Genomic DNA, 25,941 nt, shown 5'->3' with positions numbered 1-25,941 from the left:
CCGGGATGGCTACCTATGTCGCCGGGACCGGCGAATTCAACCGCGACACCGACTACATCACCACCCGCATCACCGCCGACGGGCGCGACGGCTACCCGGTGGAACCCGGCCGGTACCGCCTCGTCGTGGCGCGGGCGTGCCCGTGGGCGAACCGAACCATCATCGTCCGACGGCTACTCGGCTTGGAAGACGTTCTCTCCATTGGCTTTTGCGGTCCCACCCACGACGAACGCAGTTGGACTTTCGATCTCGATCCCGGTGGCGTCGACCCGGTGCTGCAGATCCCGCGACTGCAGGACGCCTACTTCAAGCGGGATCCGAACTATCCCAAGGGAATCACCGTCCCCGCCGTCGTCGACACCGAGTCCGGTGCGGTGGTCACCAACGACTTCGCGCAGATGACGCTGGATTTCTCCACCGAGTGGACCGCCCACCACCGCGAGGGCGCCCCGCAGTTGTATCCCGAAGCGTTGCGCGAGGAGATCGACGAGGTCAGCACCCGGATCTACACCGAAATCAACAACGGGGTGTACCGGTGCGGCTTCGCGGGGTCGGAGGACGCCTACGACGCGGCCTACGACCGGTTGTTCACCGCCCTGGACTGGGTGAGTGAGCGATTGGCCGGGCAGCGATACCTGGTGGGCGACACCATCACCGAGGCCGACGTGCGACTGTTCACCACATTGGCGCGCTTCGACCCCGTCTACCACGGCCACTTCAAATGCAACCGGGCCAAGCTGTCCGAAATGCCGGCGTTGTGGGGCTACGCGCGAGATCTGTTCCAGACACCGGGTTTCGGCGACACCATCGATTTCGTCCAGATCAAGCAGCATTACTACATCGTGCATTCCGACATCAACCCGACCGGCATCGTGCCCAAGGGGCCGGACCTGGCTAACTGGCTGTCGCCGCATGGTCGAGAAGCTCTGGGCGGCAGGCCATTCGGCGATGGGACACCACCAGGGCCGGTGGCGGACGGCGAGCGGGTGCTGCCTGGCCACGGGGCGGACTGACGGACTGCTTCAGTGCTGTGCGGCCTGGTTGCCGCCCCTGGCCTTCGCCGCGTACATCGCGGCGTCGGCCGAGGACACCAGATCGGTCAAGGCGGCTTCGGTGTCGGGCGCAGGTAGGTCGGCCCCGGACAACAGGATGGCGGTGCCGATGCTCGCGGTGATGCCGAACGGCAACGCGGCGATCGCGGCGCATAATTGCGTTGCGCGCGAGGTTGTTTCGCCGGGCGGCCACTGGTCGGCGAAGGCGAACTCTTCGCCGCCCAGCCGGCCGATGAGCGCCTTCTCGGTGGTCCCGTCCTGCAACGTCTTGGCCACCGCTATCAGAGCCGCATCCCCGGTCGGATGACCGTAGCGGTCGTTGAGTTGTTTGAACCGGTCGAGGTCGATGACGCCGATCACCAGATCCGCCGCGCCGTCCCGGCAGCTTTGCAGTGTCTTCTGTGCGCGCAGATAAAACGCCCGACGGTTGAGCAGGCCGGTCAGCGAATCATGGTCGGCGCGGTACGCATCGGGTCCCAGGACCTGACCGGCGACGTACAGCGCTAGCGGCGACGAAAGATTCAGCAGCACCACCAACCAGAACGCGACAAGCGCACCGGCCAAACCGAATTGAGAGACCAGCCCGACGGTCTTGACCGACGCCACCACCACCGAGCAGCCGAAGTTGTAGGCGATGATGCGCGCGGAATGGAACAACGACTGGTGGATCGCCAGCCCGGCGAACGTCGTGCAGCCCAACATGGCCGCCGCGGGATTGCTCTGCGCCAGCACCACCAGGGCGATGCCGGTGCTGGACACGATTGCGAACGTGACCGCCTGACGGTGCGTCGGCCACCGCAGCGCCCACAACAGGGAGTTGGCGGCGGCAAGGACGCCGGCGATCAGCGCCAGCGTCACCGGAATCGTCCCGTGCGGTCCGACCGGGCTCCAGATCGAGCCGATCGCCACCAGGCTCAACGACCCGGCGATGAAGCAGATGCGGGCGCGGATCGCGCGGGTCATGCCCCGTGCTTCGAGGTGCGAGCTCAGCTGCTCGAATTGATCACCCGCGCGCCACCACTGGAGCAGCAACTCCAACATCTGTCTCACGTGGACCACACCGTCGATACGACGCAAGTTTGCTCGGACATGCTAATGCAACAGTCGCACAGCGGATCCGCTCAATTTCACATGCCCGCTCAGGAGACCAGCCGAATCGACCACTCCGCATGCGGAGCCTCCCGTAGTTCACCGTTGTCGACCACCAAGGTCAACAACTGCACGACCACCCCGGTCAGCTTCCCGCGCTGCGGGTCGACGGTGGGGATGGTGACGGCCAGCTGGGTGTGCGGCCGGAACAGCGCGGAGGTGGTGTTCGCCGGGTCTTCGTAGATCTGCAGCAGCCGCCACGGCGCGCGGGAAATGGCTTCGGGCACCGACAGTTGCACCGGGTAGCGTCCGCTGACTCTCAGCTCGCCCTGGGTCTGCGGTGCCTGGCAGTCGTCGAGATTCAGCACGTTGCAGTACACGTACGGCCCTACCCGGGTCAGTTGCCCATTCGAGTAGGCGCTGATCATCGGGAGGTGCGGACCGGTCCTTCGCACCAGCAGCCAGGCGCCGATGCCCGCGCCGGCGGCTAGCAGCAGGATCGCGGCGAGCATCGCCAGCAGCCGAGGCTTCACTGCGGCATACCCGTGGTGCCCTGCCGCCGCGTGCCCTCCTGCTCGACCATCACCGGTCGGTTACCTCCCAGACCCGGGATCAACGAGTGGCCCCGGAAGCTGACCAAAGTCTGGGCGAGTCCCGGGATGAGCAGCGCGCTGACCGCCGTGAACCCCACCCACAATTCGGTGTAGACCAGCACACCGACCGCCCCACCCAGTACCCAGGCCAACTGCAACGTCGACTCCGAGCGCCCGAAACCGGAGGCGCGCGACTCCTCGGGCAGATCGTGCTGCAACGACGCGTCCAATGATGCTTTGGCGATGGCGCTGGCCCCCGACGTGACCAGGGTGGCGACGGCGGCCACGACCCACTCGCCGGCCACCGCGGCAGCCAGCGCGAACGCCGTGACGATCACGGTGCAGCGCACCACCAGCACCGCGGGTCGCCCCAGCTTCAGGCGTGCGCTGGCGAAGTTGCCGGCGAAGTTGCCGATCGCCGCCGCTGCGCCGACCATGCCCAGCATCGCCAGTTGCTCCCACCCGTCGGCGTCGTGGGCCTTGGCGACGAACGCCGGATACAGGAACAGGAACCCGACCATCACCTTGATGGTGCAGTTGCCCCACAGCGAGGTGATGATGTTGCGGCCCAATGGTTGTCGAAGCTTCCCGCCGGACTTCTTGACCTCTTCGGTCCAGCTGCGCCGCTGCGTGTCGCTGTCGCGGTGATAGCTCAGGGTGGCCGGGACTTCGCCGGCGGTCACCTCGACCCAGCTCGGGATCCGCATTGACAGCAGCGCGCCGGCGATGGTGATCCCGACGACCACGAACAGCGCTCCGGGCAATTGCAGCAGGTGGGTGCAGGCGAATTCGACACCCGCGGCGATAGCACCGCCGGCGATGGTGCCGCCGAGCAGGCCGAACACCGTCAGGCGGGAATTGACCCGCACCAGATCGATGCTCGGCGGCATCACCCGTGGAGTCACCGCACTGCGTAGCACGCTGAACGATTTCGAGAGCACCATCATGGCCAGCGCGCAGGGGTACAGAACCCACGACGGGAAGCTGCCGCTGTTGCCGTCGTAGTTCATGATGAGCACCAGCGCCAGAGCGGTGCGCAGCGCGAACGACATCGCCAGCGCGACGCGCCGGCCGTGTTGCAGCTTGTCCAGCGCCGGCCCGATCAGCGGCGCGATCACCGCGAACGGCGCGATCGTAATCAGCAAGTACAGCGCAACTTTCGACTTGCTTTCGCCACTCGCCGCGGCGAAGAACAAGGTGTTGGCCAGGGCGACCGCCATCGCGGAGTCGACGGCGAAGTTGGCCATCACCGGCCAGGTCAGCGCCGTCAGGCCGGACTTGTCGGCGCCGTCGGCGGTGGCGGCGCGCTGCACCATCCAGTACATCCGTGAACCCATCTCACGGCTGCGCATTGCCGCGGCACGGGTGACGGTGATGCGTTCGCCGTTGACGAAGCCGCGCGGCGGCTCGGGCGGAGTGTCGCGCTCGGGAGGCGGATCGTGGTCCAGCGGCGGCAGATAGCGGTTGGAGCTGGGCATGGGTGGTGGGCGGCGAGACCGGCGGTAGTCGACGTCGTCCGCCGGGTAGTTCGCCATCCCGGGATGTTGGTGAAAGGATCCGCCCGGGGTTTTGCCTGGGTCGTGCGGGGTCCGGCGGCCCGGAGGTGGGGCCATGCGGCCCGGATGATCACGCCGCCGTCCTGACACGGTTCAATTCTGTCCTATGGCGGGTGCTGGCGTAGGAAACCGGTGTGGCTGCGCCGACGTGTCTTCCGGCAGTATTGAGTGCGGATCGCAGAGAGGGGAGAGTGTGACCGGACCCATGGAGGAGGCCGTCGACGGCGGCGGTGCCGTGACGATGGCGGCATGGCCCGACGAGCTCGCGGCGGTACTCACGGGCGCCGCTGAGCAGGCCAGGGCCGCTGTCGTGGAATTCAGTGGTCCGGATTCCGTCGGCGACTACCTCGGCGTCAGCTACGAAGATCCCAACACCGCTACGCACCAATTCCTAGCCCACGTGCCCGGTTACCGGGGGTGGCAGTGGGCCGTCGTCGTCGCCAGTTACCCCGGCGGCGACCACGCCACGATCAGCGAGGTGGTGTTGATTCCCGGTCCGACCGCGTTACTGGCACCCGAGTGGGTGCCGTGGGACCAACGGGTGCAGCCCGGCGACCTGGGACCGGGTGACCTGCTGGCGCCGGCCAAGGACGACCCGCGACTGGTGCCCGGCTACAGCGCCACCGGTGACCCGCAATTGGACGAGGTCGCCGTCGAACTCGGGTTGGGCCGGCGCTGGCTGATGAGCCCGTGGGGCCGCGCGGACGCCGCCGAACGCTGGCACGAGGGCGAGTACGGACCCGACTCGGCGATGTCACGCTCGACCAAGCGGGTGTGCCGCGACTGCGGTTTCTTCCTGCCCCTGGCCGGATCGCTGGGCTCGATGTTCGGGGTCTGCGGCAACGAACTGTCCGCGGACGGGCACGTGGTGGACAAGCAGTACGGGTGCGGCGCGCACTCGGACACGCCCGCCCCGGCCGGTACCGGCTCGCCGATGTACCAGCCGTACGACGACGGGGTGCTGGAGATCGTCGAGCAACCGGTGTCCGCGGCAGAGGAACCGGCCGTCCCAGGCGCAGATGCCTTTGCGGAGGTGGCTGAGGTTCCAACGGAGGCCGGGGTTCCTACCGAGCCTGTCGCTTCGGACGAGTCTGCTTCGGACGAGCCTGCTTCGGACGAGCCGGCAGCCCCGGACGAGCCTGTAGCTTCGGACGAGCCTGCCGCCCCGGGCGAGCCTGCCTCGGACGAGCCTGCCGCCCCGGACGAGCCTGCCCCGGACGAGCCCACCGCTTCGACGGAACCGTCCGGCTAGCCTTTCTCGGCGGCGGCCTTGATATTGGCCAGCGAGGTGTTCATCCCTTCGACCAGTTCACGTTCGAAGCTGGTGTTCCCACCGAGTAGCGCCTTGACGGTGATGCTCGAGAACGCGGTGACGCCGTTTTCGGCGTGACGGGTCTCCGTCAACCTGGTGCCGTCACCTTGCGGTTCGAGTTCATAGCTCCAGATGGTGCGGTTGGCGTCGACCCGGAACGCCAGCTTCTTCTCCGGAACCACTTCGACGACCGTGCTGGTGGTCGGCCAGAACAGCCGGTTGCGACGGTTGAAGTTCAGGGTGCGGGTGCCGGGGCGCAGCGGGCCGAAAGGTCGCATCCAGCGACATTGTGGACTCCACTGCGGCATTCGGCGGAAATCGGAAATGAGCTCCCATACCTTCGCCGGCGGGGCATCGATGTCGATATGTGTTTGTAAGAGTGGTGTTGCCATATGTCCTCCCAAGGGTGCGCAACTGCTACTACTGGTCGAGATAGTTCTCCAGCCCGGCCTGCGCGCCGCGAGCGCCGCGACGTGCGGCGGCCAGCTGCCAGACGAAGATGCTGGTGCCGAGCACTCCGACGCCGAGACCGGCGAGCGCGATCGGCCGCCAACTGTGCAGTCCGGGCACCAGGAACGCCGCAACCGTAGCGATCACCCAGCCGGCCGCACCGACCATGACGACCGGCCATACCTGCAACCAAGCCCGCGGCAGCGGAGGGGGTTCGGGATCGTACGACTCGACGTTCATCGCGTCTCAACATAACGCGCCGTCATTGCAAGTCCACAGGCCGCCGAGAGTGAAGCCCACGACAGGTACCCGGCGCGTCGCGTCGTGCTTTCCACACTCGATGCGCCGCCGGGTTCGCCGTTTCTCATCCACGTTTCTCGGGTTCCGTTGTAACCTCGCGCTGTGCCTGACAGCGATGCGCGGCTGGCCGCCGATCTGTCGTTGGCGGTCATGCGGCTGTCGCGCCAGCTCCGGTTCCGGAACCCGTCCTCGCCGGTGTCGCTGTCCCAGCTGTCGGCGCTGACGACGCTGGCCAACGAGGGTGCGATGACACCCGGCGCCCTGGCGATCCGCGAACGGGTCCGGCCGCCGTCCATGACCAGGGTCATCGCGTCGCTGGCCGACGAAGGCCTGGTGGACCGCGCCCCGCACCCGGTCGACGGTCGACAGGTGCTGGTTTCGGTGTCCGAGTCCGGCGCCGAGCTGGTCAGGGTGGCCCGCCGCGCCCGTCAGGAGTGGCTCGCCGAGCGCCTGGCGAAGCTGGACGACGGCCAACGCGACATCCTGCGCAGCGCAGCCGATCTGATGTCGGTCCTGGTCGACGAAAGCCCGTGACAATCGACGTCCAGGACATCGCCGATCCCGACGACCCGCGCCTCGACGACTTTCGTGACCTCAACAGCGTCGACCGCCGCCCGGACCTACCGACCGGCAAGGGCCTGGTGATCGCCGAGGGCGTGCTGGTGGTGCAGCGCATGTTGGCGTCGCGCTTCACTCCGCGTGCCCTGCTGGGCACCGACCGGCGGCTGGCTGAACTCGAACACGATCTGGTCGGCAGCCCGGCGCCTTATTACCGCGTCTCGGCCGAGGTGATGGCGCAGGCCGTCGGCTTCCACCTCAACCGTGGCGTATTGGCGGCGGCGCGCCGTGTCCCCGAGCCGACCGTCGCCGAGGTGATCCAAGGCGCCCGCACCGTGGCCGTGCTCGAAGGAGTCAACGACCACGAGAATCTGGGCTCGATCTTCCGCAACGCGGCCGGGCTGGGTGTCGACGCCGTGATCTTCGGCAGCGGCTGCGCCGACCCGCTCTACCGCCGCGCGGTGCGGGTTTCCATGGGTCACGCGTTGCTGGTGCCTTACGCCCGGGCCGCCGAATGGCCCGCAGACCTGCGGCTACTGAAGGAACACGGCTTCCGGTTGTTGGCGCTGACACCGCAGGGTGACGCCGGCTCCCTGTTCGAGGTGATGGGCGCGGTCACCGACGAACCGGTCGCGCTGTTGGTCGGCGCCGAGGGACCGGGCTTGACGACGGCAGCGCTGCGGATCAGCGACGCGCGCGTCCGCATTCCGATGTCGCGCGGCACCGACTCGCTGAACGTCGCCACCGCGGCGGCGCTGGCGTTCTACGAGCGGACGATCCCCGATAGGCTTCGCACGTGAGCGACGAACCCGTCCCGTGGGGCACGGGTTTGGCGGTCGCCGCCTTCGTCGCCGCGGTCACCGGCGCCGCGATCGTGGTACTCAGCCTCGGGTTGATGCGAGTGCACCCGCTGCTGGCGGTCGGCCTCAACATCGTGGCGGTCGGCGGGCTGGCGCCGACGTTCTGGGGTTGGCGGCGCACCCTGGTGCTGCGTTGGTTTGTGCTGGGCGCCGGAGTCGGCGTCGTAGCAGCGTGGGTGGCGTTGATCGCGGTGGTGTTGCGGGGCGGCTAGCGCTGTCCGCTTGACCGCACGCCGAGCAGCACGTCCTCCCAGGCCGGGATGGCCGGCTTGCCTCGGCGGCTGCCGGTTGGCTGTTCGGTGGGCGTACCCGGTCCCGTTGCTGCCGGTGGGCTCGGCGCCGGCGCCGGCTCCAGCGCCTCGGGTATGGGTACGGGTTCGGGCTCGAAGGCCAGGTGGGCCACGGGTGCCAACTGGCGCGGTTTGAAGTCGGGGTCGATGAGTTCGGTCGCCGCGTCGTCGATCGCGGTGACCATGCCGCCGTGCGCACCCGGCGTGAAGCGGAAATGCGCGCGGTTGTCCGACCGCCCGGCCTGCCACCCCAACTGAACCGTCCAGCGGCTGTCCTCGTTGCGCCACGCGTCCCAGCTGAGCCGCTCCGCGCTCAACCCACGCGCCACCAGCGCGGCGGTGACGGTTTCCAGCAGCGTCAGCACCGCGGGGCCATCGGCCAGGACCGGATGCGCAGCCGTTGCCAGCTCCGCCGCGCGGAAGCGTTCCAGCAGCACCGGGTTGGCGAAACGCTGGATCCGCGCGAGGTCGGATCCCGACGCGGCGGCCACCTGTTCCACTGATGCCCCGGCCCGGATCCGGGCCTGAATCTCCTTGGGGCTCAACATGTTCGTGACGTCGATGTCGAGTGCGGGCTGCTCGGCCGGCAGTTTTTCGCCGTTCATCGCAGCCCGCAGGCGGTCGTCGGCGGGCAGCCTGAACTTCTCGGCCGAGTTGGCCCCCTCGCAGAGGACGTATTTGCCGTCGGGGTCGAGCCCAACCACTTTGAGTTCCCGCATGGCTTCTCCTCGCAGGTCAGCGCCGGACCCGTTACGTGCGCACTCTAGTGCGCCAGACGTCGTTAACGTCGCTGACACGCGGGCGTGGCTAGAGTCGCTCGACCACCCAGTCGATGCAGGCGGTCAACGCGCTGATGTCGTCGGGATCCACGGCCGGGAACATCGCGATGCGCAGTTGGTTGCGTCCGAGCTTGCGGTACGGCTCGGTGTCGACGATGCCGTTGGCTCGCAATGTCTTGGCCACCGCCGCAGCGTCGACCTCGTCGGCGAAGTCGATCGTGCCGACCACCTGTGAGCGCAACGCCGGGTCGGCGACGAACGGGGTGGTGTAGGAGCGTTCCTCGGCCCACGAGTACAACCGCTGCGACGAGTCCGCGGTGCGTTTGACCGCCCAGTCCAGGCCGCCGTTGCCCAGCAGCCAGTCGAGTTGTTCGGCCATGAGCGCCAGAGTTGCGACCGCCGGGGTGTTGTAGGTCTGATTCTTGACGCTGTTTTCGATCGCGATCGGCAGCGACAGGAAGTCGGGCACCCAACGCCCCGACGCGGCGATCGCCTCGACCCGGGCCAGCGCCGCCGGGCTCATCACGGCCAGCCACAGACCACCGTCGCTGGCGAAGTTCTTCTGCGGCGCGAAGTAGTAGGCGTCGACCTCGGTGATGTCCACCGGCAGTCCGCCCGCTGCCGAGGTCGCGTCGATGACCACCAGCGCGTCACCGGCATCGCCGGGGCGGCGTACCGGCACAGCGACACCCGTCGACGTCTCGTTCTGCGCCCAGGCGATCACGTCGACGGACGGGTCCGACTGCAGCTCGGGTGCGCTGCCCGGGTCCGCTTTGACGATGATCGGGTCGCCCACGAACGGGTTCTTGGCGACGCCGGAGGCGAATTTCGCGCTGAACTCGCCGTAGGTGAGGTGCAGCGAGCGCTTGTCGATCAGACCGAACGCGGCGGCGTCCCAGAAGGCCGTCGCCCCGCCGTTGCCCAGGATCACCTCGTAGCCGTCAGGGGTGGAGAACAGCTGGGCAACACCTTCGCGAACTCGGCCAACCAGGTTCTTGACCGGCGCCTGGCGGTGCGACGTGCCGAACAACTCGGCGGCCGTAGTGGTCAGCGCTTGCAATTGCTCGGGTCGCACCTTGGAGGGTCCGCAGCCGAACCTGCCGTCGCGCGGTTTGAGGTCGGCGGGGATCTCGAGTGAAGTCGGGAGCTGGTCAGCCATGGTGACCAGGGTAGTGAGCGGGGCCGGGGCGACGACCAAGCGGGCCGAGCTGTGACCTGAGCCACACCCGATGCGATATGCGGCCTAGGCCACAGTCGATCCGACGGCTCTGGAAAATTCCCAGTACCGGCGGTACCGTATTTCCTATCCGTCCGATCTGAACCTCGTTGGGGAGGCTTGAATGGCTAGGACGCGCATGGTTCGACGTTGGCGCCGCAACATGGAAGTGCGGGACGACGCGGAGTACGTGGAAATGCTCGCCACACTGTCCGAGGGGTCGGTGCGGCGGAACTTCAATCCGTACACCGATATCGATTGGGAGTCACCGGAGTTCGCCGTCACTGACAACGATCCCCGGTGGATCCTCCCGGCCACCGACCCGCTGGGTCGCCACCCCTGGTATCAGGCGCAGCCCGACGACGTGAAGATCAAGATCGGCATGTGGCGCCAGGCCAACGTGGCCAAGGTGGGTCTGCACTTCGAGTCCATCCTGATCCGCGGGCTGATGAACTACACCTTCTGGGTGCCCAACGGCTCCCCGGAGTACCGCTACTGCCTGCACGAGTCGGTCGAAGAGTGCAACCACACCATGATGTTCCAGGAGATGGTGAACCGCGTCGGCGCCGACGTTCCTGGGATGCCGCGCCGGCTGCGCTGGATCTCGCCGATCATCCCGCTGGCCGCGGGTCCGTTGCCGGTGCTCTTCTTCATCGGCGTGCTGGCCGGTGAAGAGCCGATCGACCACACCCAGAAGCAGGTGCTGCGCGAAGGCAAGTCGCTGCACCCGATCATGGAACGGGTCATGGCCATCCACGTGGCCGAGGAAGCGCGGCACATCTCGTTCGCGCACGAGTTCCTGCGCCGCCGACTGCCGAATCTGACTCGCCGGCAACGCTTCTGGGCGTCCCTGGCCTTCCCGCTGGTCATGCGCACGCTCTGCAACGCGATTCTGATTCCGCCCAAGGCGTTCTGGCAGGAGTTCGACATCCCGCGCTCGGTGAAGAAGGAACTGTTCTTCCGGTCCCCGGAGTCGCGGAAATGGTTGCGCGACATGTTCTCCGACGTGCGCATGCTGGCCTACGACACCGGGTTGATGGAGAACCGCTCGGCCCGGCTGATGTGGCGGATCTGCAAGATCAACGGCAAGCCGTCGCGCTACCGCAGCGAACCGCAGCGTCAGCACCTGTCCGCCGCGCCGGCCGCCTAGGGAGTTCGCGAGTCAGGTTATGCCGCACGTCATCACCCAATCGTGCTGCAATGACGGGTCCTGCGTGTTCGCGTGCCCGGTCAATTGCATCCACCCGTCCCCCGACGAACCAGGCTACGCAACGTCGGAGATGCTCTACATCGACCCGGTGGCCTGCGTGGACTGCGGCGCGTGTGTGAGCGCCTGCCCGGTCGGGGCGATCGTGCCCGACAGCCGGCTGGACCTCAGGCAACTGCCGTTCGTGGAGATCAACGCGTCGTTCTACCCGGAACGGCCCGCCGGTGAGAAGCTGCCGCCCACCTCCAAGCTGGCGCCGGTGCTGCCGGCGGCCGAGGTGCGCGCGCACGACCGGCCGCTGACGGTGGCCGTCGTGGGCTCGGGGCCGGCGGCGATGTATGCCGCCGACGAGCTGTTGGTCCAGCACGGCGTGCGGGTCAACGTCTTCGAGAAACTGCCCACGCCTTATGGTTTGGTGCGGGTCGGGGTGGCGCCCGACCACCAGCACACCAAGCGGGTCACCACGCTGTTCGACCGGGTCACCGGCGACCGTCGGTTCCGCTTCTTTCTCAACGTCGAGGTCGGGAAGCACGTCAGCCACGCCGAGCTGATGCAGCATCACCACGCCGTACTGTACGCGGTGGGGGCGCCCAACGACCGTCGTCTGGACATCGACGGGATGGGTCTGCCAGGCACCGACACCGCCACCGAGTTGGTCGCCTGGATCAACGGTCACCCCGAATTCGCCGGTCTGCCAATCGATCTGAGCCACGAGCGGGTGGTGATCGTCGGCAACGGCAACGTCGCTCTGGATGTTGCGCGCGTGCTCACCGCAGACCCCGACGATCTGGCTCGCACCGACATCGCCGACCACGCGCTCAAGGCGTTGCGCAAATCGGCCGTGCGGGAGGTGGTGATCGCAGCCCGCCGGGGTCCGGCGCACTCGGCTTTCACGCTGCCGGAGCTGGTCGGTCTCACCGGTGCGGCCGACGTCGTGCTCGACCCCGGTGACCACCGCAAGGTGCTCGACGATCTGGAGACCGCGACGGATCCGTTGACGCGCAACAAACTTCGAATCCTCAGCACCCTGGGCGACGGGACTGTCCCGGCGTCGCGACCGCGCATCCGGCTCGCCTACGGTCTTACCCCGCAACGCGTTGTGGGGGAGGGGCACGCAACCGGAATCGAGTTCACCGTCACCGGCACCGAGGAGGTGCGCCGGCTCGACGCGGGCCTGGTGTTGACGTCGATAGGCTACCGCGGCAATGCAATTCGCGATCTCCCGTTCGACGAGCGGGCCGGCGTCGTGCCCAACGACGGCGGCCGCGTCGTCGATCCCGGCACTGGCCGGTCCGTCCCCGGCGCCTACGTCGCCGGGTGGATCAAGCGCGGACCGACCGGGTTCATCGGCACCAACAAGTCGTGCTCGATGCAGACCGTCGCGGCGCTGGTCGCCGACTTCAACGCGGGCAAGCTGACCGATCCGACGGCAGGGCGCGCGACGCTGGCCCAGCTGGTGGCGGCGCGTCAGCCCGACGTCGTCGACTCCGCAGGCTGGCGTGCCATCGACGACGCGGAGGTAGCGCGCGGCAGCCGAGACGGCCGGCCGCGCAACAAGTTCACCGCGGTTGACGACATGCTCGCGGTCGCCGCGACCGCCGCGCCGCAGACGTCGTCGTTCCCCCGACGCCTGCTGGCACGGCTACGCGGCTAGGGTCGACGGCGGCGACCCGCTTCGCCCGGCTTCGCCGCGCTTGCGATCGCCGCTAGGCCTGCGCGGACATCGCCTGCTGGATTTCCTCCATGCTGACCTCGCGTACCGGCTGTCCCAGCGACCAGTTGTGCCCGAACGGATCGGCCAGCACGCCGTAGCGGTCTCCCCAGAACTGGTCCTCGAGCGCCATCACCACCGTCGCGCCGGCGTCGACGGCTTTCTGGAACTTGTTGTCGACATCCGTCACCGTCAGATGGATGGTGACCGGGGTGCCGCCCAGTGACTTGGGCGTCATCGACTGGCCGTTACACATCTCCGGGAAGTCGTCGTTGAGCATGACGGTGGAGCCGTTGATCTTCACCGCGGCGTGGATCAACTTGCCGTCTGGGCCGGGTACGCGACCAAGCTCTTCGGCACCGAAAGCCTTGACGTAGAAGTCGATCGCAGCGGCGGCGTCGTCGACGACGAGGTGGGGGATCACTGCGGGTTCGATGTTGATGGCCATGGACTCTCCTCGGGTTGTTGGTATCGCCCGCGCGGGGCTGCACAGGTACAGACCGGGCGCGCAGACAAAACTCATCGGACGTCCGCGAGGCTAACCAGGCCCACCGACAAGTGGGACCTACCGCAACCCGGCGCTCACACCGTCGTGAGGACCCGGTCCCAGCCTTCGATGGACTCAGGGCTGCGCGGACCCGGACCGACATAAACGGCCGACGGGCGGACCAGCTTGCCGAGTCGCTTCTGTTCGAGGATGTGCGCGCACCATCCTGCGGTGCGTCCGCAGGTGAACATCGCCGGCATCATGTTGGCCGGCACCTTGGCGAAGTCCAGGATGACCGCGGCCCAGAACTCGACATTCGTCTCGATCGGCCGGTCCGGGCGGCGTTCGCGCAACTCGGCCAGCGCGGCCTGCTCCAGCGCGACGGCCACTTCGTAGCGGGGCGCACCCAGCCGCTTAGCGGTCGCTCGCAGCACCCGCGCCCGTGGATCCTCGGCGCGGTACACCCGGTGGCCGAAGCCCATCAGCTTCTCGCCGCGGTCCAGGATCCCTTTGACCAGGCCACGCGCGTCGTCGGTGCGCTCGACCTCTTCGATCATCGGCAGCACCCGCGCCGGCGCCCCACCGTGCAGCGGGCCGCTCATCGCGCCGATCGCCCCGGACAGGCACGCGGCCACGTCAGCGCCGGTCGAGGCGATCACCCGCGCGGTGAAGGTCGAGGCGTTCATCCCGTGCTCGGCCGCCGACACCCAGTAGGCATCGATCGCCTCGATGTGCCTGGGGTCCGGCTCGCCTTGCCAGCGGGTCATGAAACGCGCTGTGACGGTAGGGCATTCGTCGATGATCCGCTGGGGGACGGCCGGGTGATAGATACCGCGACCGGACTGCGCGACGTAAGACAGCGCCATCACCGACGCGCGCGCCAGTTGGTCGCGGGCCGTGGGTTCGTTGGTGTCCAGCAACGGCTTGTAGCCCCAGATGGGTGCCAGCATCGCCAGACCCGCCTGCACGTCCACCCGCACGTCACCGGTGTGGATCGGCAGCGGGAACGGCTCGGCCGGTGGCAGCCCTCGGCCGAAGTCGCCGTCGACCAGCAGCGCCCACACGTCACCGAAGTGGACCCCCTGGCCCACCAGATCCTCGATGTCGACGCCGCGGTAGCGCAGCGCGCCGCCGTCTTTGTCCGGCTCGGCGATCTTGGTCGTGAAGGCCACCACGCCTTCCAGACCTGGGACAAAATCCTCGGGGATCACAGTCATGGGCAGATTCTCGCACCCGACCCCCGCACGGTTACTACCGGCCAGTAACAACCGCCGAGTAGCGTTGGCCGGGTGACCGGATCTGACTGGCAGCGCTTGGCCGGGATGCGGGTGGAGTACGGATCCGCGGAGAAGGACGGCAGTGCCGACCTCGATGCCGACTGGCTGGCCGATGGCTGGCTTGCTTTGTTCCGCAAGTGGATGGACGACGCATGGCAGGCCGGGGTGGCGGAGGCCAACGCGATGGTCGTGGCCACCGTTGCCGACGGGCGGCCGGTGAGCCGGACGGTGTTGTGCAAGAACGCCGACGAGAGCGGGATCAGCTTCTACACCAACTACGACTCGGCCAAGGGGATCGAACTCGGGGTGACGCCCTATGCCTCGGCGACGTTTCCCTGGTATCTCCTGGGCCGACAGATTCACATCCGGGGCCCGGTGAGCAAGGTCGCTCCCGAGGTCACCCAGGATTACTGGTCGAAACGGCCGCGCGGTTCCCAGCTGGGCGCCTGGGCGTCACACCAGTCGCAGCCGATTGCCTCGCGTGCCGCGTTGCTGGACCAGCTGGCGGAGGTGACCGAGCGGTTCGCTGACACCGAGCACATCCCGGTGCCGCCGAACTGGGGCGGTTATCTGATCGCACCGCAGGTCGTGGAGTTTTGGCAGGGCCGAGAAGACCGGGTGCACAACAGGATTCGGGTGATTGGTGGTCAGGTCGAGCGACTGCAGCCCTGAGTTCTGCTCACCGTGTCCCGATGCCTCAGTCGCATCCTCCCGGCCATTACGGCGGACCGGCGAGCCCGTCCAGTCCGCGAAATAGCCGGCCGTTGCCGCCGGCACCGCCACTGCTTGGCAAGGCGAGGCCTGGCCCACCGTTGCCGCCGTTGCCGATGAGCGGGCGCTGCCAGCACCGCCGTGGTTTGAACCGTCGCGGCCGCGTCGGCTGCACCGATCGCCACTGGATGCCGGCCAAATCCGTTGCCGCCGAACTGATTATCTCCGGGACCGCAATCAAGGACGACATGTCACTGAGCGTCGTCGAACTTGGCGAGCGCGGCCTCAAGGTCTTCCTCGGCGAAGAGCTCGCAGCGGGTGATTCGGTCGCGTTCGACAATCACCACTTGGATCATGCGCCATTCGAGGTCAGAGCCCTCGCGCGAGGAGCCATACGAATGATTGGTGATGACCGCTCCGAGGTTGCTGAGCCGATGCACTGCCTCGATTCTGACCCTGAACTCCGGGGTGAAATCCCGGAAGGTACGAATTACGGCGGTCAGGTCGCTGGCTGAGAACGGCGTTCCTCGCCGGTTGTCCACGTTGACCCAATCCATTGCGGGAAACTCGTACCGGTTGAACGCGGAGTAAGTGCCTGAAATTAGCGACCAAACGAATGCATGGGTGGCCGCTTCGCCTGCGAGGTATCGGGCATCGAGTTCTTCAAAAGCGGCGTCGAAGTCGTCCATGTCGAACGTGACAGCCGCGACAATCCGGTCGTCGAAGTTGGTCTCGACAATGACGAGTACCTCGGTAGAAAACGCTTCGGAAGCCGGATCGCGATTCGAGAAGCGGCTACTGAGAAGGGCGAGCCGTGTTCCGCGGGTTGCTACGACGGCCGACGTCACGTTCATAGTGGACAGGTTGGCGATCGCGCGCACGTCCACAGTCAGGGCATCTCTACCGCTTCGGACTCCCGCACCCACCACCCGACGGCGATCGTCAGTGAAAATGTTCTCGGCCAGTATCGTCGCCATGCCGTCCCAGTTGCCTGCCGCGAGAAGCGTCAGATAGCGCCCACCCGCCTGGCTCGCCGCGTTTTCCAGTCGCGGTGCCTGCGGCCGCATTTCCTCGAAGCGCGCAAGCGCGGCGCCGAGATCGTTCTCATCAAAGAGCTCGACGCGGCTGATCTGGTCAGCGGTGCGCATCGTGATGCTCAGTTCCCGGAACTCCGCGTCGAAGCCCTGGGCTGATGTCCCACTCCACGCGTACGTGACCAATGCCCCGTGGTCGCCGAGCCGGTGCACAGCCTCGATAAATCCCCTGGAGTTCGGCATGAGATCCCATGTGGCACGAAGAAATGCGCTTAGGTCTCCGGACTCGAATGATCGTCCCTTCCGCTGGTCGACGCTGATCATGTCCGGCGTCATTGCTGGCAGCTCGTGCCGGTCGAGGGCGGCGTAAGCGGCCATAGTCACCGACCACGTTCGTGCGTGAGCCGCCGCTTCGCCGGCGAAGTAGCGGGTGTCGAGTTCCGCGAAGGCGGCATCGAAGTCATCGGCATCGAAAGCGATTTGCGCCGAGATCCGCTCGTCGGTGTCGACCTCGACGATGATGAGCATGTCGCTGCTGAAGTCGCCTTGCTGCAAATCCCGGTTCGGCGAACAGATGCGAGTGAGGGCGAGGTGCTCCCCGCGGGTCGCGACGACGGTCCACGTCGACGGCGCCGTATCGGCCAGGGCTTGCAGGTTCGCGACCACGACGTCGCGACCGTCCCAGAATCCGGAACTCGTCACGCGCCGGCGATCATCGACCAAACTGTCGTCGGTCAGGATCGCGGCCAACGCCGCCCAGTTGCGGGCGCGGAAGTACGCAAAGTTTCGGTCATTTGCCCGGCTCGCCGCGTTTTCCAGTCCAGGCCGTGGGAGTTCGTCGAACCTTGCGAGTGCGGCTTCGAGGTCGGCCTCGTCGTACACCTCGACGCGGTTGATCCGACCGGTTTTGACAGTCAGAACAAGGATCATTCGCCACTCGACGGCAAACCCGTCTGGCGAGCTTCCCCACGCGGCATAGGTGCCCACCGCTCCCACATTGCTGAGCCGATGTACCGACTCGATCAGCATGCTGAGTTCTGGTGTGACGTCCCAGATGTCGCGCATGGCTACTTGGGGATCGGTCGCGTCGATTACCGCGAGCCGTCGATGGTCGATGGCCGCCCAGTCCGCGGTCGGAAGTTCGTGCCGGTTGAACGCGGCGCATTCACGTGTGACAACAGACCAAGTCTGCGCGTGAGCGCCGGCTTCGCCGGCCAGGTATCGGGCGTCGAGTTCCTCGAGCGCAGCCTCGAAATCGGTCAGATCGAACGCGACGATTGCCGAGATCCGCTCGGCGGCGTCGATCTCAAGTACGTATAGAAGATCGACGCGAAACGCTTCGGGTTTCTCGTCGGTGCGCGAAAACCGGGCCTGGGTAAGGACGAGGCGATCGCCGCGAGTGGCAAGGGCCTCCGAAGCCATTTGCGTCACCCCCAGGTCGAGGGCCGTCCGGAACTGTCTGACCATGGCATCCCGACCGGTTCCGATGCCCTCGCCTACCAGAAGGCGACGATCTTCGGCGTAGAGGTCGTCGGCGCAGATCTTCGCTAACGCGTCCCAGTCACGGGCAGCGAAGTACGCCAGTAATCGGTCGTACACCCGGCTTGCCCCGTTTTGCAGTCGCGGTGCCGGCGCGCTGAGCTGATCGAACTTCGCGAGCGCGGCGTCGAGGTCTGTCTCCTCGAAGACCTCGCGGCGATTGATTTTGTCGCCATCAAAGGTGAGAAGACCGATTGCCCGCCACTCGGCCTCGAAACCGTCGCGCGAGCTCCCCTTCAGCACATGAGTCGCGAGCGCGCCGCGGCCGCTCAACCGATGCACAGCCTCGATGTAGATGCTGCTGCCCGGCGCGGCGTCCCACGTGGATCGGATGTACGCGGTCAAGTCACCGGGTGTGAACGATATCCCTCGGCGATGGTCCGTATTGACGCAGTCGGGCGTCATAGCGGGGAGTTCGTGCCGGTTGAACGAGGCGCAGGCACCTGCGATGAGAGACCAGGTGTCCGCGTAAGCTGCCGCCTCGCCGGTGAGATAACGCGCATCGAGCTCAGCGATGGCCGCGTCGATGTCGTCGACATCGAAGGTGATACCCGCCGTCACTTGGTTGTCGGCGTCGACTTCGACGAGGCAAAGCATCTCGAGACTGAACGGATCGGGCCGCTGGTTGCCGCCCGACATCCGGCTGCGAGTGAGCACCAGGCGCTCCCCACGGGTTGCGATGACACGCGACTCGCAGCTCCTGACCCCGACGTCGACGATGGCCCGCAGATTCGCAATCTGCGCAGCCCGGCCGCGTTGAACACCGCTGCGTATCAACCGACGACGATCGTCGTAGTAGCTGTCGTCGGTAGTCATCTCCGCCATGGAGTCCCAGTCACGAGTCGCGAGGTACGCATTGAAGCGGTCGTAGACTCGGCTTGCCGCATTCTCCAAAAGCGGTGCGGGTCGGCTCAGCCGGTCGAACGTTGCGATTGCGGTTTCCAATTCCGCCTCGTCGTAGACTTCGAAACGCTTAACCTTGTCACCGTCGACCATCTGCAAATCGATACCGCGCCACTCGGCGTCAAAACCCATAGCCGAAATGCCTTGCGCCACATGCGTACACACCGCGGCACGGTCACTGAGCCGATGTACGGTCTCGACGTAGAGTCGGACGCCTCGGAAATTGCCCAGGTTACTGAGGTCGTCGAGCAGATCACCGGGCGCGAAAGAGACCGGACGATGATCGATGCTGACGCAATCCGTTGCGAACGAGGGACGCTCGCCTCGATTGACCGCAGCGGGGCCACGTGCAATCACCGACCACGTATGAGCGTGCGGCGCGGCCTCGCCGCTGAGGTAGCGACGGTCGAGTTCGGCGACCGCGGCATCGAAGTCGTCAAGGTCGAACACAACGCGCGCCACAATCCGTTCTGTGGCGTCGATCTCGACGACGGCGAGCACGTCGATGCCGAATGCGTCCGGACGGTGGTCACCGAAAGAGGACTGGACCCGATTGAGTACTAGGCATCCGCCTCGTGTCGCAATGGTATTCGTCGCCATGCTGTTGATCCCAGCTTTGGCCACTACCGATAGTTCGGCCATCACGGCATTGCGTCCCTGTCGAAGTCCCGAGCCCACCACCTTGCGGCGATCATCTTGGACGACATGCTCGGCCAGGGATTCTTTCACCGCGTCCCAGTCGTTGCCCACGAAATATGTGTTGACCCGCTGGCATACGCGGGTCGCCGCGTTTTCGGGTCGTCGAGGCTGCGGCCGTGCTTGCTGCTCGAAGCGGGCATCCGCGGCGTCGAGTTCGGCCATCGCCGCGACAAGGTCTTCGGAGTCGAACCACACCTGCGTTGCGATTCGGCCATCCTCGTCTAACACGCAGACTTGCAGAAATTCGTCGTGCGGCGAGCCAGCAGTGTCGTCACAAGTGGTTACGGCTAACCGAGTTACCGCCATGCGTTCGCCGCGCACCGCAACGACGCCAACAATTCGGAAGCGCAGCGCGCCGTCTTCAGCGAGCCGTCGTACCTGGTGCGGCCAAGGGCCAGCAGGTAGATCGTCCAGATTGAAGCGGACAATCTTTCGCCGGCTCTCGACAACGACGCCAGGCGCAAACAACTGCTCCAATTCGTCCCAGGCCTCAACATCCAGCGCGGCCGCCACCTGTCTGACCGCTCGCACACAGGCGTTTTCTGGCTCGAGTCTGGGCGCTTCAGGCATTGGCAGCGGGGCTACGCAGAGATCTTGCTCCACGATCTTGCGGGCAATCTCGGTAAGCGCCGCAGCGCCTTTCAGCTCATACAGCTCGACGGCTCGCTCCGCAGCAGCATGGGCCTGCGCGAGGTCGTCGCAAGCCTCCAAAACCGTTGCCAGGGCAAGGCATGCGTCGCCGTGGTCCACCAGCAAGTCGGTACGCTCGGCAAGTCCCACGGCGGCCTGAGCTACGCGGCAGGCCTCGTCGTGTGCTCCGCTGCGCGACAACAGATGCGCCCGAAGGGTGCGCCACGCGATTGACGGCTTCAGTGCATGTCCGGCCAGACGCTCGCTCTCGCAGCACAACTCGTCCGCCTCGCCGTCTCGGCCCAGCGCCAAGCGGGCGCGGCCCAGCAGGGCAGCGGTTTCAGCGGTGTCGGCGTCAAGACCCATGCGACGAAAACCGTTGTAAGCCTTCATTAGATGCGGCTCGGCTGCAGCCGCGTCGTCGGCGACAAGCTCCACGATCCCGGCGAACTGCTCGACTTCGAGCAGTGCGGGCCGCAAGCCGAGCTCGGTCACGGTCCGACGCGCGGAGTCGATCATCCGCCGGGCCGCGGCCGTGCGGCCGCGGAAGGCTTCCAACACGGCTTGACACCGGGTCGAGGTGGCCTCGACCGCTGGCGAGTCGGTGGTTATTCGCAGCAGCCGCACCACGTCGAGGCACCGTCCGCCGGCCCGCGGCACCGGGTTGGGTCCCCATAAGGCCGCCAGCGGCGCACCGGCCAGCACCGCGTTCACCCGGCGGTGTTCGCGCGCGCGCCGCGCCGCCGTCAAGGCATCATCCAGGGTGGCTTCACAGTCACCGATACGCCCAAGGCGTGCAAGGCATCCGGCACGCACGGTATGGGCCTTCGCCTCCCCGGCGGCATCGGCCAAACCGGCCAACTCTTGGGCTGCGGTCTGCAACGCGACTTCTACCTCGTCCAATCGCTCGGGATGGATGAGCATCGACAACTGGCCGTCGAAGCAGGTGGCCCACGCCGACAGTTGCACCGAATCGACTGTCACCGAATGCAATTGGGAAACTGCGCCACCCGCCGAAGCTACATCACCAGCGGCCAGGAGCGCTTCGCAGCGCGCCACCAGCAGCGCGGCGGCCTGATCGTCACGGTCGGGCAGTTCCTCGTCGATCTCCTCCAACGCGTGCAAGGCATGGTCGTAGAGGTCGGCGGCACCTTCGTAAGCCAGCCGTGCCATCGCCTGGTCGGCGGCGCGTCGGCAGTACTGAACGGCCTTAGCCGCGTTGCCGGCCCAGGCGCATTCGAAATAGTGGTGAGCCAATTCGGCCAGCAACTCGTCCTCGGCGCCGGGTTGAGACTCCAACGTCGTGGCGATCCGTTGGTGCAGTCGCATCCGCCGCACCGAGGCAAGCTCGGTGAGCAGCGACTGGCGGACGATCGCGTGGTTGAAACGGTAACGGCCACCTGGCTCTTCGACGACGAGACCGGCCGCGCACGCCTCGTCGAACGCGTCGACGAGTTCACTCCCGATCACCTGCTCGACCAGTTCCAGGCCGAACCGGCTACCGACCACCGCAGCCGCCGAGAGCGCCTTGTTCGTCTCCTGCGAGAGTCGAGAAAGCCTGCGGCTCACGGCTTCTCGAACACCCTGGGGAAGGGTGCTCTGATCCCATACGCCGCCACTTTCATCGACGTGACGCAGGGCCTCAATGAGGAAGAACGGGTTTCCGCCGGTGACAGACGCCAGGGCGTGGGCGAGTTCCTCGTCGTCATAGCCGGCTTCGGCCACGTAGGTGGTCACGTCGTCTTCGTCGAGTCCGCTCAGATTCAGCCGGCTGGCGGTGCCGTTCCGGTGCAGGTCGGCCAGCATTGCCGCCAACGGGAGGGAGCGGTCCAGATCGGTGCTGCGGTACGTGCCCACGATTTGCACGCGGGCATGGTCGCCGAACCGCAGCAGATGCCGCAAGAGCAGCAGCGTCGGCTTGGCCGCCCAGTGCAGGTCGTCGAGGATCAGCACGATCGGCGCCGCGGCCGACGCGATCTCCAGGAGCGCGACGACGGCGTCGAACAGTGCGTAACGCTCGGTGTCAGGGTCCGCGCGGGCCGGGGACGCCAGATCGGCGACCGCGTCCAGCAGCCCGGGGGCCAGGGGGAGCAGCGCTTCGACGCCCCGCAGTCCCCGCAGCCGGTCCGCGCCGACGCACGGCACGAGCGCGCGCAAGGCTTCGGCAAACGGCTGATACGGCGCGCCGAGGTCCTCGTCGCAACGTCCGTAAAGCACGATCGAACCCTGTGCATACGCGCGGTGGGACCATTCGCCAGCCAGGCGCGTCTTGCCGACACCGGGTTCGCCGGCGATCAGCACCGCGTGCGCGCCGCTGCTCTGCCACGCGGTGAAAAGACGTTCCAGTTCCACGCCGCGGCCGACGAACGGGCCGGGAGCGGTCAACACGGCGGGCAGGGCGGGGCGGTCTATCGGTGCGTCGGCGACGACTTGCTCGCGCTGGTCGGTGTCCAGTCTCAGCTCGAAAACATGTTCTGGGCGCGCGAGGTTGCGCAGCTGGCGCATCCCCAGGTCGGCAAGCACGACATCGTCCGGAAGCGAGTCGATGACAAGCTCGGCGGTCGCTCGCGAGCACAAAGTCTGGCCGCCCGCGGCCAGCGAGCGCAGGCGCGCTGCCCGGTTGACCGCGCGGCCGAAGTAGTCGCCGTCGCGAAGCTCGACCTCACCGGTGTGCAGGGCTATGCGAATGCTCATCGGCTCGGCCAGTGTCCACGGCTCGTGAATGACCGCTTCCTGCAGCTCTATTGCTGCGGCAGCGGCAGCAGAGGGCCGTTCGAAGACCGAGAACGTGGCATCGCCCTCACCGCGCGTCTTGATCAGGCGTCCGCCGCGTGAGGTCACGACCTGTTCGACGAGCTCGTCGTGGCGCGCCAGCGCGGTCGCCATGGCCGCAGCGTCAGCCTCCCAGGCCGCCGTCGACCCCTCGATGTCGGTCAACAGGAACGTCACCGCCCGGGTTACCGTCGAAAGATTCTGCGCAACAGGGATTTCCAGTCCCGCGTCCTGTGCGACGACCGCTGCCTCCAGGCGGCGCAGTTCCGGACCGGGATCGACACCCAGCTCCTCGGCGAGCAGCGCCCGCGCCCGTTGATACGCGCCGAGGGCCTCGCCCTGCCTACCGGCGCGATACAGGGCGAGCATCAGCTGGCCCCATCGCCGCTCGCGTAGCGGCGCGTCAGCCACCACGGCCTCGAGCTCGCCGATGATCTCTGCGGCACGGCCCGTCGCCAGCAGCGCATCGGCGCGGTCCTCCACCAGTGCGGCGTGCTCTTCCGCCCACCGCGTCTTCTCGGCGGTTCCGCGCTGACTGTCGGGCAGTTCGGGGATTCCGCGCCATAAAGCCAGGGCCTCGTCGAAGCGAGCCACCGACTGGCCGCTGTCCCCGGCAGCGGCCGCCTCGCGACCCCGCCGAGCGAACGACCGGTAACTCGCGGTGTCAACCTCCGTCCCGGCCAGGATCCATCCGGCGCCTTCGGTCAAGACGAAGCCGTCGCCGAGGGTGCGACGCAGCAGCGAGATGTGAGTCTGCAGAGCCTTTCCGGCGGTGCGCGGCGGCTCCTTGCCCCAGAGCAGTTCGATGAGGGTGGCAGCGGAGACGACCGAACCGGCGTGCAGCCCGAGCATCGTGAGTAGGGCGCGCGGTTTTGTGTCCGGGATCATGATGGTTGCGCCATGCTGCCGGACTTGAAGAGGGCCCAAAACCCCCAGTTCCACGTCTTGAAGAGTAGTCACGAAGGCCATCGTTGGGCAGAGGATTCAACGGGCAGTCAAGGTCGAGTAAAGGCGGTCCACGCGATTGGAGTAGGCGGGTACTTGTGCCCGAGCACTCGGCATACCAGGAGCAGTTCGTCCAGAACTTGACGACCAACGCTACGTCCTATGCCGGCGCGGAAAGCGCCAACACCTTGAGTCTCAACTTGCTGTCCGGGGTGGACGCATTCAGGCTGGGGTCCACTGTGGCGTTGCTTGCTGCGGCGATCGGATATGCGGGGTTGCTTTACAACTTCGTGCCGTTCCTGCCGGAAGCATTGATATTTCCCTTGGCTGCGCCGGCCGGATTATTGTTGTTCGCTGCATTTGCGAATGCAGTGTTCTGGGCGATCGTCGAGTCCGGCTTGGCGTCTCTTCTTGGAATCGCATGATGTCGAATTACCTCGTTTGGTGAGGCGCGAACGCCGCACCGGTGTGCCGTTCGCCGCCGAATGTCACCCAGGCGTGACCGTCGCAAGCAGCAGCGGTCCTAGCTGCACGCCGCGCAGGACCTGCAGACCTGACCCCGGGCAGGCACGCCATCGTGATAACGACTACCTTCACCTATGACGCTCCTAGTGCACCTAGGGCGGGCAGCCATATCAGCCTGAGCGCAAAGGGGTTCTCGTGGGCGACACCGACGACACCGCATCTCTGAAGTACCCGGGGGGCGATATCGACCTGAAAATCGTCCGCGCCACCGAAGGTGCCGACGGCATCGCGCTCGGTCCGCTGCTGTCCAAGACCGGGCACACCACCTTCGACAACGGGTTCGTCAACACCGCCGCCTGCAAGAGCGCCATCACCTACATCGACGGCGACGAGGGCATCCTGCGCTACCGCGGCATCCCGATCGACCAGCTCGCGGAGAAGTCGACGTTCATCGAGGTCTCCTACCTGCTCATCTACGGCGAGCTGCCCACCACCGACCAACTGGCCGAGTTCACCGGCAAGATCCAGCGCCACACCATGCTGCACGAGGACCTCAAGCGGTTCTTCGACGGATTCCCGCGCAACGCGCATCCGATGCCGGTGCTGTCCAGCGTGGTCAACGCCCTTTCGGCGTACTACCAGGACGCCCTGGACCCGATGGACAACTCTCAGGTCGAGCTGTCCACGATCCGGCTGCTGGCCAAGCTGCCCACGATCGCCGCCTACGCCTACAAGAAGTCGGTCGGCCAGCCGTTCCTCTACCCGGACAACTCGCTGACATTGGTGGAGAACTTCCTGCGCATGACGTTCGGCTTCCCGGCCGAGCCCTACCAGGCCGACCCCGAGGTGGTACGCGCGCTGGACATGCTGTTCATCCTGCACGCCGACCACGAACAGAACTGTTCGACGTCGACGGTCCGGTTGGTCGGCTCGTCGCGCGCCAACATGTTCACCTCGATCTCCGGCGGCATCAACGCGCTGTGGGGTCCCCTGCACGGTGGCGCCAACCAGGCGGTGCTGGAAATGCTCGAGGAGATCCGCGAGAGCGGCGACGACGTCGGCGAGTTCGTCCGCAAGGTGAAGAACCGCGAAGAAGGCGTCAAGCTGATGGGCTTCGGTCACCGCGTCTACAAGAACTACGACCCGCGTGCCCGCATCGTCAAGGAACAGGCCGACAAGATCCTGGACAAGCTGGGCGGCGACCCGCTGCTGGACATCGCCAAGCAGCTCGAAGAGGCCGCGCTGACCGACGACTACTTCATCGAGCGCAAGCTCTACCCGAACGTCGACTTCTACACCGGCCTGATCTACCGGGCACTGGGCTTCCCGGTCCGGATGTTCACGGTGTTGTTCGCGCTGGGCCGGCTGCCCGGCTGGATCGCGCACTGGCGCGAGATGCACGACGACAGCGACAGCAAGATCGGCCGGCCGCGCCAGATCTACACCGGCTACACCGAGCGCGACTACGTCGCCATCGACGGCCGCTAGTTTCGCTGCGAGCTGGGG

General features: G+C 66.6%; 20 protein-coding genes and 1 pseudogene. 10 read left to right on the top strand and 11 right to left on the bottom strand.

Annotated elements, in window-relative coordinates:
- Positions 1-5: 5 nt before the first annotated feature.
- Positions 6-1,013 (top strand): glutathione S-transferase family protein, encoded by a 1,008-nt coding sequence (locus AC5Y47_RS17865; RefSeq protein WP_499945524.1) that lies wholly within the window; start codon positions 6-8, stop codon positions 1,011-1,013.
- A 9-nt stretch (positions 1,014-1,022) separates the two neighbouring features.
- On the opposite strand, the gene AC5Y47_RS17860 is transcribed toward AC5Y47_RS17865, so the two are convergent.
- From AC5Y47_RS17860 to AC5Y47_RS17850, 3 genes are all read right to left on the bottom strand, one after another.
- Positions 1,023-2,093, bottom strand: a complete 1,071-nt coding sequence (locus tag AC5Y47_RS17860) for a GGDEF domain-containing protein (RefSeq protein ID WP_499945570.1) — start codon at positions 2,091-2,093, stop codon at positions 1,023-1,025.
- Between the two features lie 98 nt (positions 2,094-2,191).
- Complete coding sequence (locus AC5Y47_RS17855; protein WP_499945569.1) at positions 2,192-2,653, bottom strand: DUF2771 domain-containing protein; 462 nt, start codon at positions 2,651-2,653, stop codon at positions 2,192-2,194.
- 17 nt (positions 2,654-2,670) lie between these two features.
- A complete protein-coding gene (locus AC5Y47_RS17850) occupies positions 2,671-4,347 on the bottom strand; it encodes an MFS transporter (RefSeq protein WP_499945523.1) in 1,677 nt (558 codons plus the stop codon).
- 136 nt (positions 4,348-4,483) lie between these two features.
- On the opposite strand from AC5Y47_RS17850, the pseudogene AC5Y47_RS17845 reads away from it, so the two are divergent.
- A pseudogene (locus AC5Y47_RS17845) lies at positions 4,484-5,281 on the top strand (DUF3027 domain-containing protein); the annotation flags it as partial.
- Positions 5,282-5,538: 257 nt separating this feature from the next.
- Here the strand turns inward: AC5Y47_RS17845 and AC5Y47_RS17840 are convergent.
- A complete protein-coding gene (locus AC5Y47_RS17840; protein ID WP_499945521.1) occupies positions 5,539-5,994 on the bottom strand; it encodes an SRPBCC family protein in 456 nt (151 codons plus the stop codon).
- A gap of 28 nt (positions 5,995-6,022) precedes the next feature.
- The gene (locus tag AC5Y47_RS17835) at positions 6,023-6,292 is read right to left on the bottom strand and encodes a DUF2530 domain-containing protein (RefSeq protein ID WP_499945520.1); all 270 of its coding nucleotides are present in this window, start codon (positions 6,290-6,292) and stop codon (positions 6,023-6,025) included.
- 162 nt (positions 6,293-6,454) lie between these two features.
- On the opposite strand from AC5Y47_RS17835, the gene AC5Y47_RS17830 reads away from it, so the two are divergent.
- From AC5Y47_RS17830 to AC5Y47_RS17820, 3 genes are read left to right on the top strand one after another with little or no spacing between them, the layout of a single operon-like run.
- A complete protein-coding gene (locus AC5Y47_RS17830; protein ID WP_499945518.1) occupies positions 6,455-6,886 on the top strand; it encodes an Rv0880 family HTH-type transcriptional regulator in 432 nt (143 codons plus the stop codon).
- On the top strand, positions 6,883-7,710 hold the full coding sequence (locus AC5Y47_RS17825; protein ID WP_499945517.1) for a TrmH family RNA methyltransferase: 828 nt from the start codon (positions 6,883-6,885) through the stop codon (positions 7,708-7,710). The genes AC5Y47_RS17830 and AC5Y47_RS17825 overlap by 4 nt, the downstream gene beginning before the upstream one ends.
- The gene (locus tag AC5Y47_RS17820; RefSeq protein WP_499945516.1) at positions 7,707-7,982 is read left to right on the top strand and encodes a DUF2537 domain-containing protein; all 276 of its coding nucleotides are present in this window, start codon (positions 7,707-7,709) and stop codon (positions 7,980-7,982) included. Before AC5Y47_RS17825 ends, AC5Y47_RS17820 begins: the two co-directional genes overlap by 4 nt.
- Here the strand turns inward: AC5Y47_RS17820 and sepH are convergent.
- Complete coding sequence (sepH, locus tag AC5Y47_RS17815) at positions 7,979-8,779, bottom strand: septation protein SepH (protein ID WP_499945514.1); 801 nt, start codon at positions 8,777-8,779, stop codon at positions 7,979-7,981. The two genes, AC5Y47_RS17820 and sepH, sit on opposite strands and share 4 nt — an antisense overlap.
- A gap of 88 nt (positions 8,780-8,867) precedes the next feature.
- Positions 8,868-9,998, bottom strand: coding sequence for a phosphoserine transaminase (gene serC, locus AC5Y47_RS17810; protein ID WP_499945513.1), 1,131 nt, complete (start codon positions 9,996-9,998; stop codon positions 8,868-8,870).
- A 181-nt stretch (positions 9,999-10,179) separates the two neighbouring features.
- Between serC and AC5Y47_RS17805 the strand changes: the two genes are divergently transcribed.
- Positions 10,180-11,205 (top strand): AurF N-oxygenase family protein, encoded by a 1,026-nt coding sequence (locus tag AC5Y47_RS17805; protein WP_499945511.1) that lies wholly within the window; start codon positions 10,180-10,182, stop codon positions 11,203-11,205.
- 19 nt (positions 11,206-11,224) lie between these two features.
- A complete protein-coding gene (locus AC5Y47_RS17800; RefSeq protein ID WP_499945510.1) occupies positions 11,225-12,916 on the top strand; it encodes an FAD-dependent oxidoreductase in 1,692 nt (563 codons plus the stop codon).
- A 52-nt stretch (positions 12,917-12,968) separates the two neighbouring features.
- Here AC5Y47_RS17800 and AC5Y47_RS17795 read toward each other — a convergent pair whose 3' ends face one another.
- Together AC5Y47_RS17795 and AC5Y47_RS17790 are read right to left on the bottom strand one after the other, a co-directional pair.
- Positions 12,969-13,421 (bottom strand): VOC family protein, encoded by a 453-nt coding sequence (locus tag AC5Y47_RS17795; protein WP_499945509.1) that lies wholly within the window; start codon positions 13,419-13,421, stop codon positions 12,969-12,971.
- 134 nt (positions 13,422-13,555) lie between these two features.
- On the bottom strand, positions 13,556-14,677 hold the full coding sequence (locus AC5Y47_RS17790) for a citrate synthase 2 (RefSeq protein WP_499945508.1): 1,122 nt from the start codon (positions 14,675-14,677) through the stop codon (positions 13,556-13,558).
- Positions 14,678-14,782: 105 nt separating this feature from the next.
- On the opposite strand from AC5Y47_RS17790, the gene pdxH reads away from it, so the two are divergent.
- Positions 14,783-15,409, top strand: coding sequence for a pyridoxamine 5'-phosphate oxidase (pdxH, locus tag AC5Y47_RS17785; protein WP_499945567.1), 627 nt, complete (start codon positions 14,783-14,785; stop codon positions 15,407-15,409).
- A 46-nt stretch (positions 15,410-15,455) separates the two neighbouring features.
- Here pdxH and AC5Y47_RS17780 read toward each other — a convergent pair whose 3' ends face one another.
- The gene (locus tag AC5Y47_RS17780) at positions 15,456-15,698 is read right to left on the bottom strand and encodes a PE family protein (RefSeq protein WP_499945507.1); all 243 of its coding nucleotides are present in this window, start codon (positions 15,696-15,698) and stop codon (positions 15,456-15,458) included.
- 1 nt (position 15,699) lies between these two features.
- A complete protein-coding gene (locus tag AC5Y47_RS17775) occupies positions 15,700-23,967 on the bottom strand; it encodes a BTAD domain-containing putative transcriptional regulator (RefSeq protein ID WP_499945505.1) in 8,268 nt (2,755 codons plus the stop codon).
- Between the two features lie 101 nt (positions 23,968-24,068).
- On the opposite strand from AC5Y47_RS17775, the gene AC5Y47_RS17770 reads away from it, so the two are divergent.
- Together AC5Y47_RS17770 and AC5Y47_RS17765 are read left to right on the top strand one after the other, a co-directional pair.
- On the top strand, positions 24,069-24,395 hold the full coding sequence (locus tag AC5Y47_RS17770) for a hypothetical protein (RefSeq protein WP_499945502.1): 327 nt from the start codon (positions 24,069-24,071) through the stop codon (positions 24,393-24,395).
- A gap of 235 nt (positions 24,396-24,630) precedes the next feature.
- Positions 24,631-25,923, top strand: a complete 1,293-nt coding sequence (locus tag AC5Y47_RS17765) for a citrate synthase (RefSeq protein WP_499945501.1) — start codon at positions 24,631-24,633, stop codon at positions 25,921-25,923.
- Positions 25,924-25,941 lie beyond the last annotated feature (18 nt).

Source organism: Mycobacterium sp. NGS22 (assembly GCF_059813095.1).
This window is presented reverse-complemented; position numbering and strand designations above follow the sequence as displayed.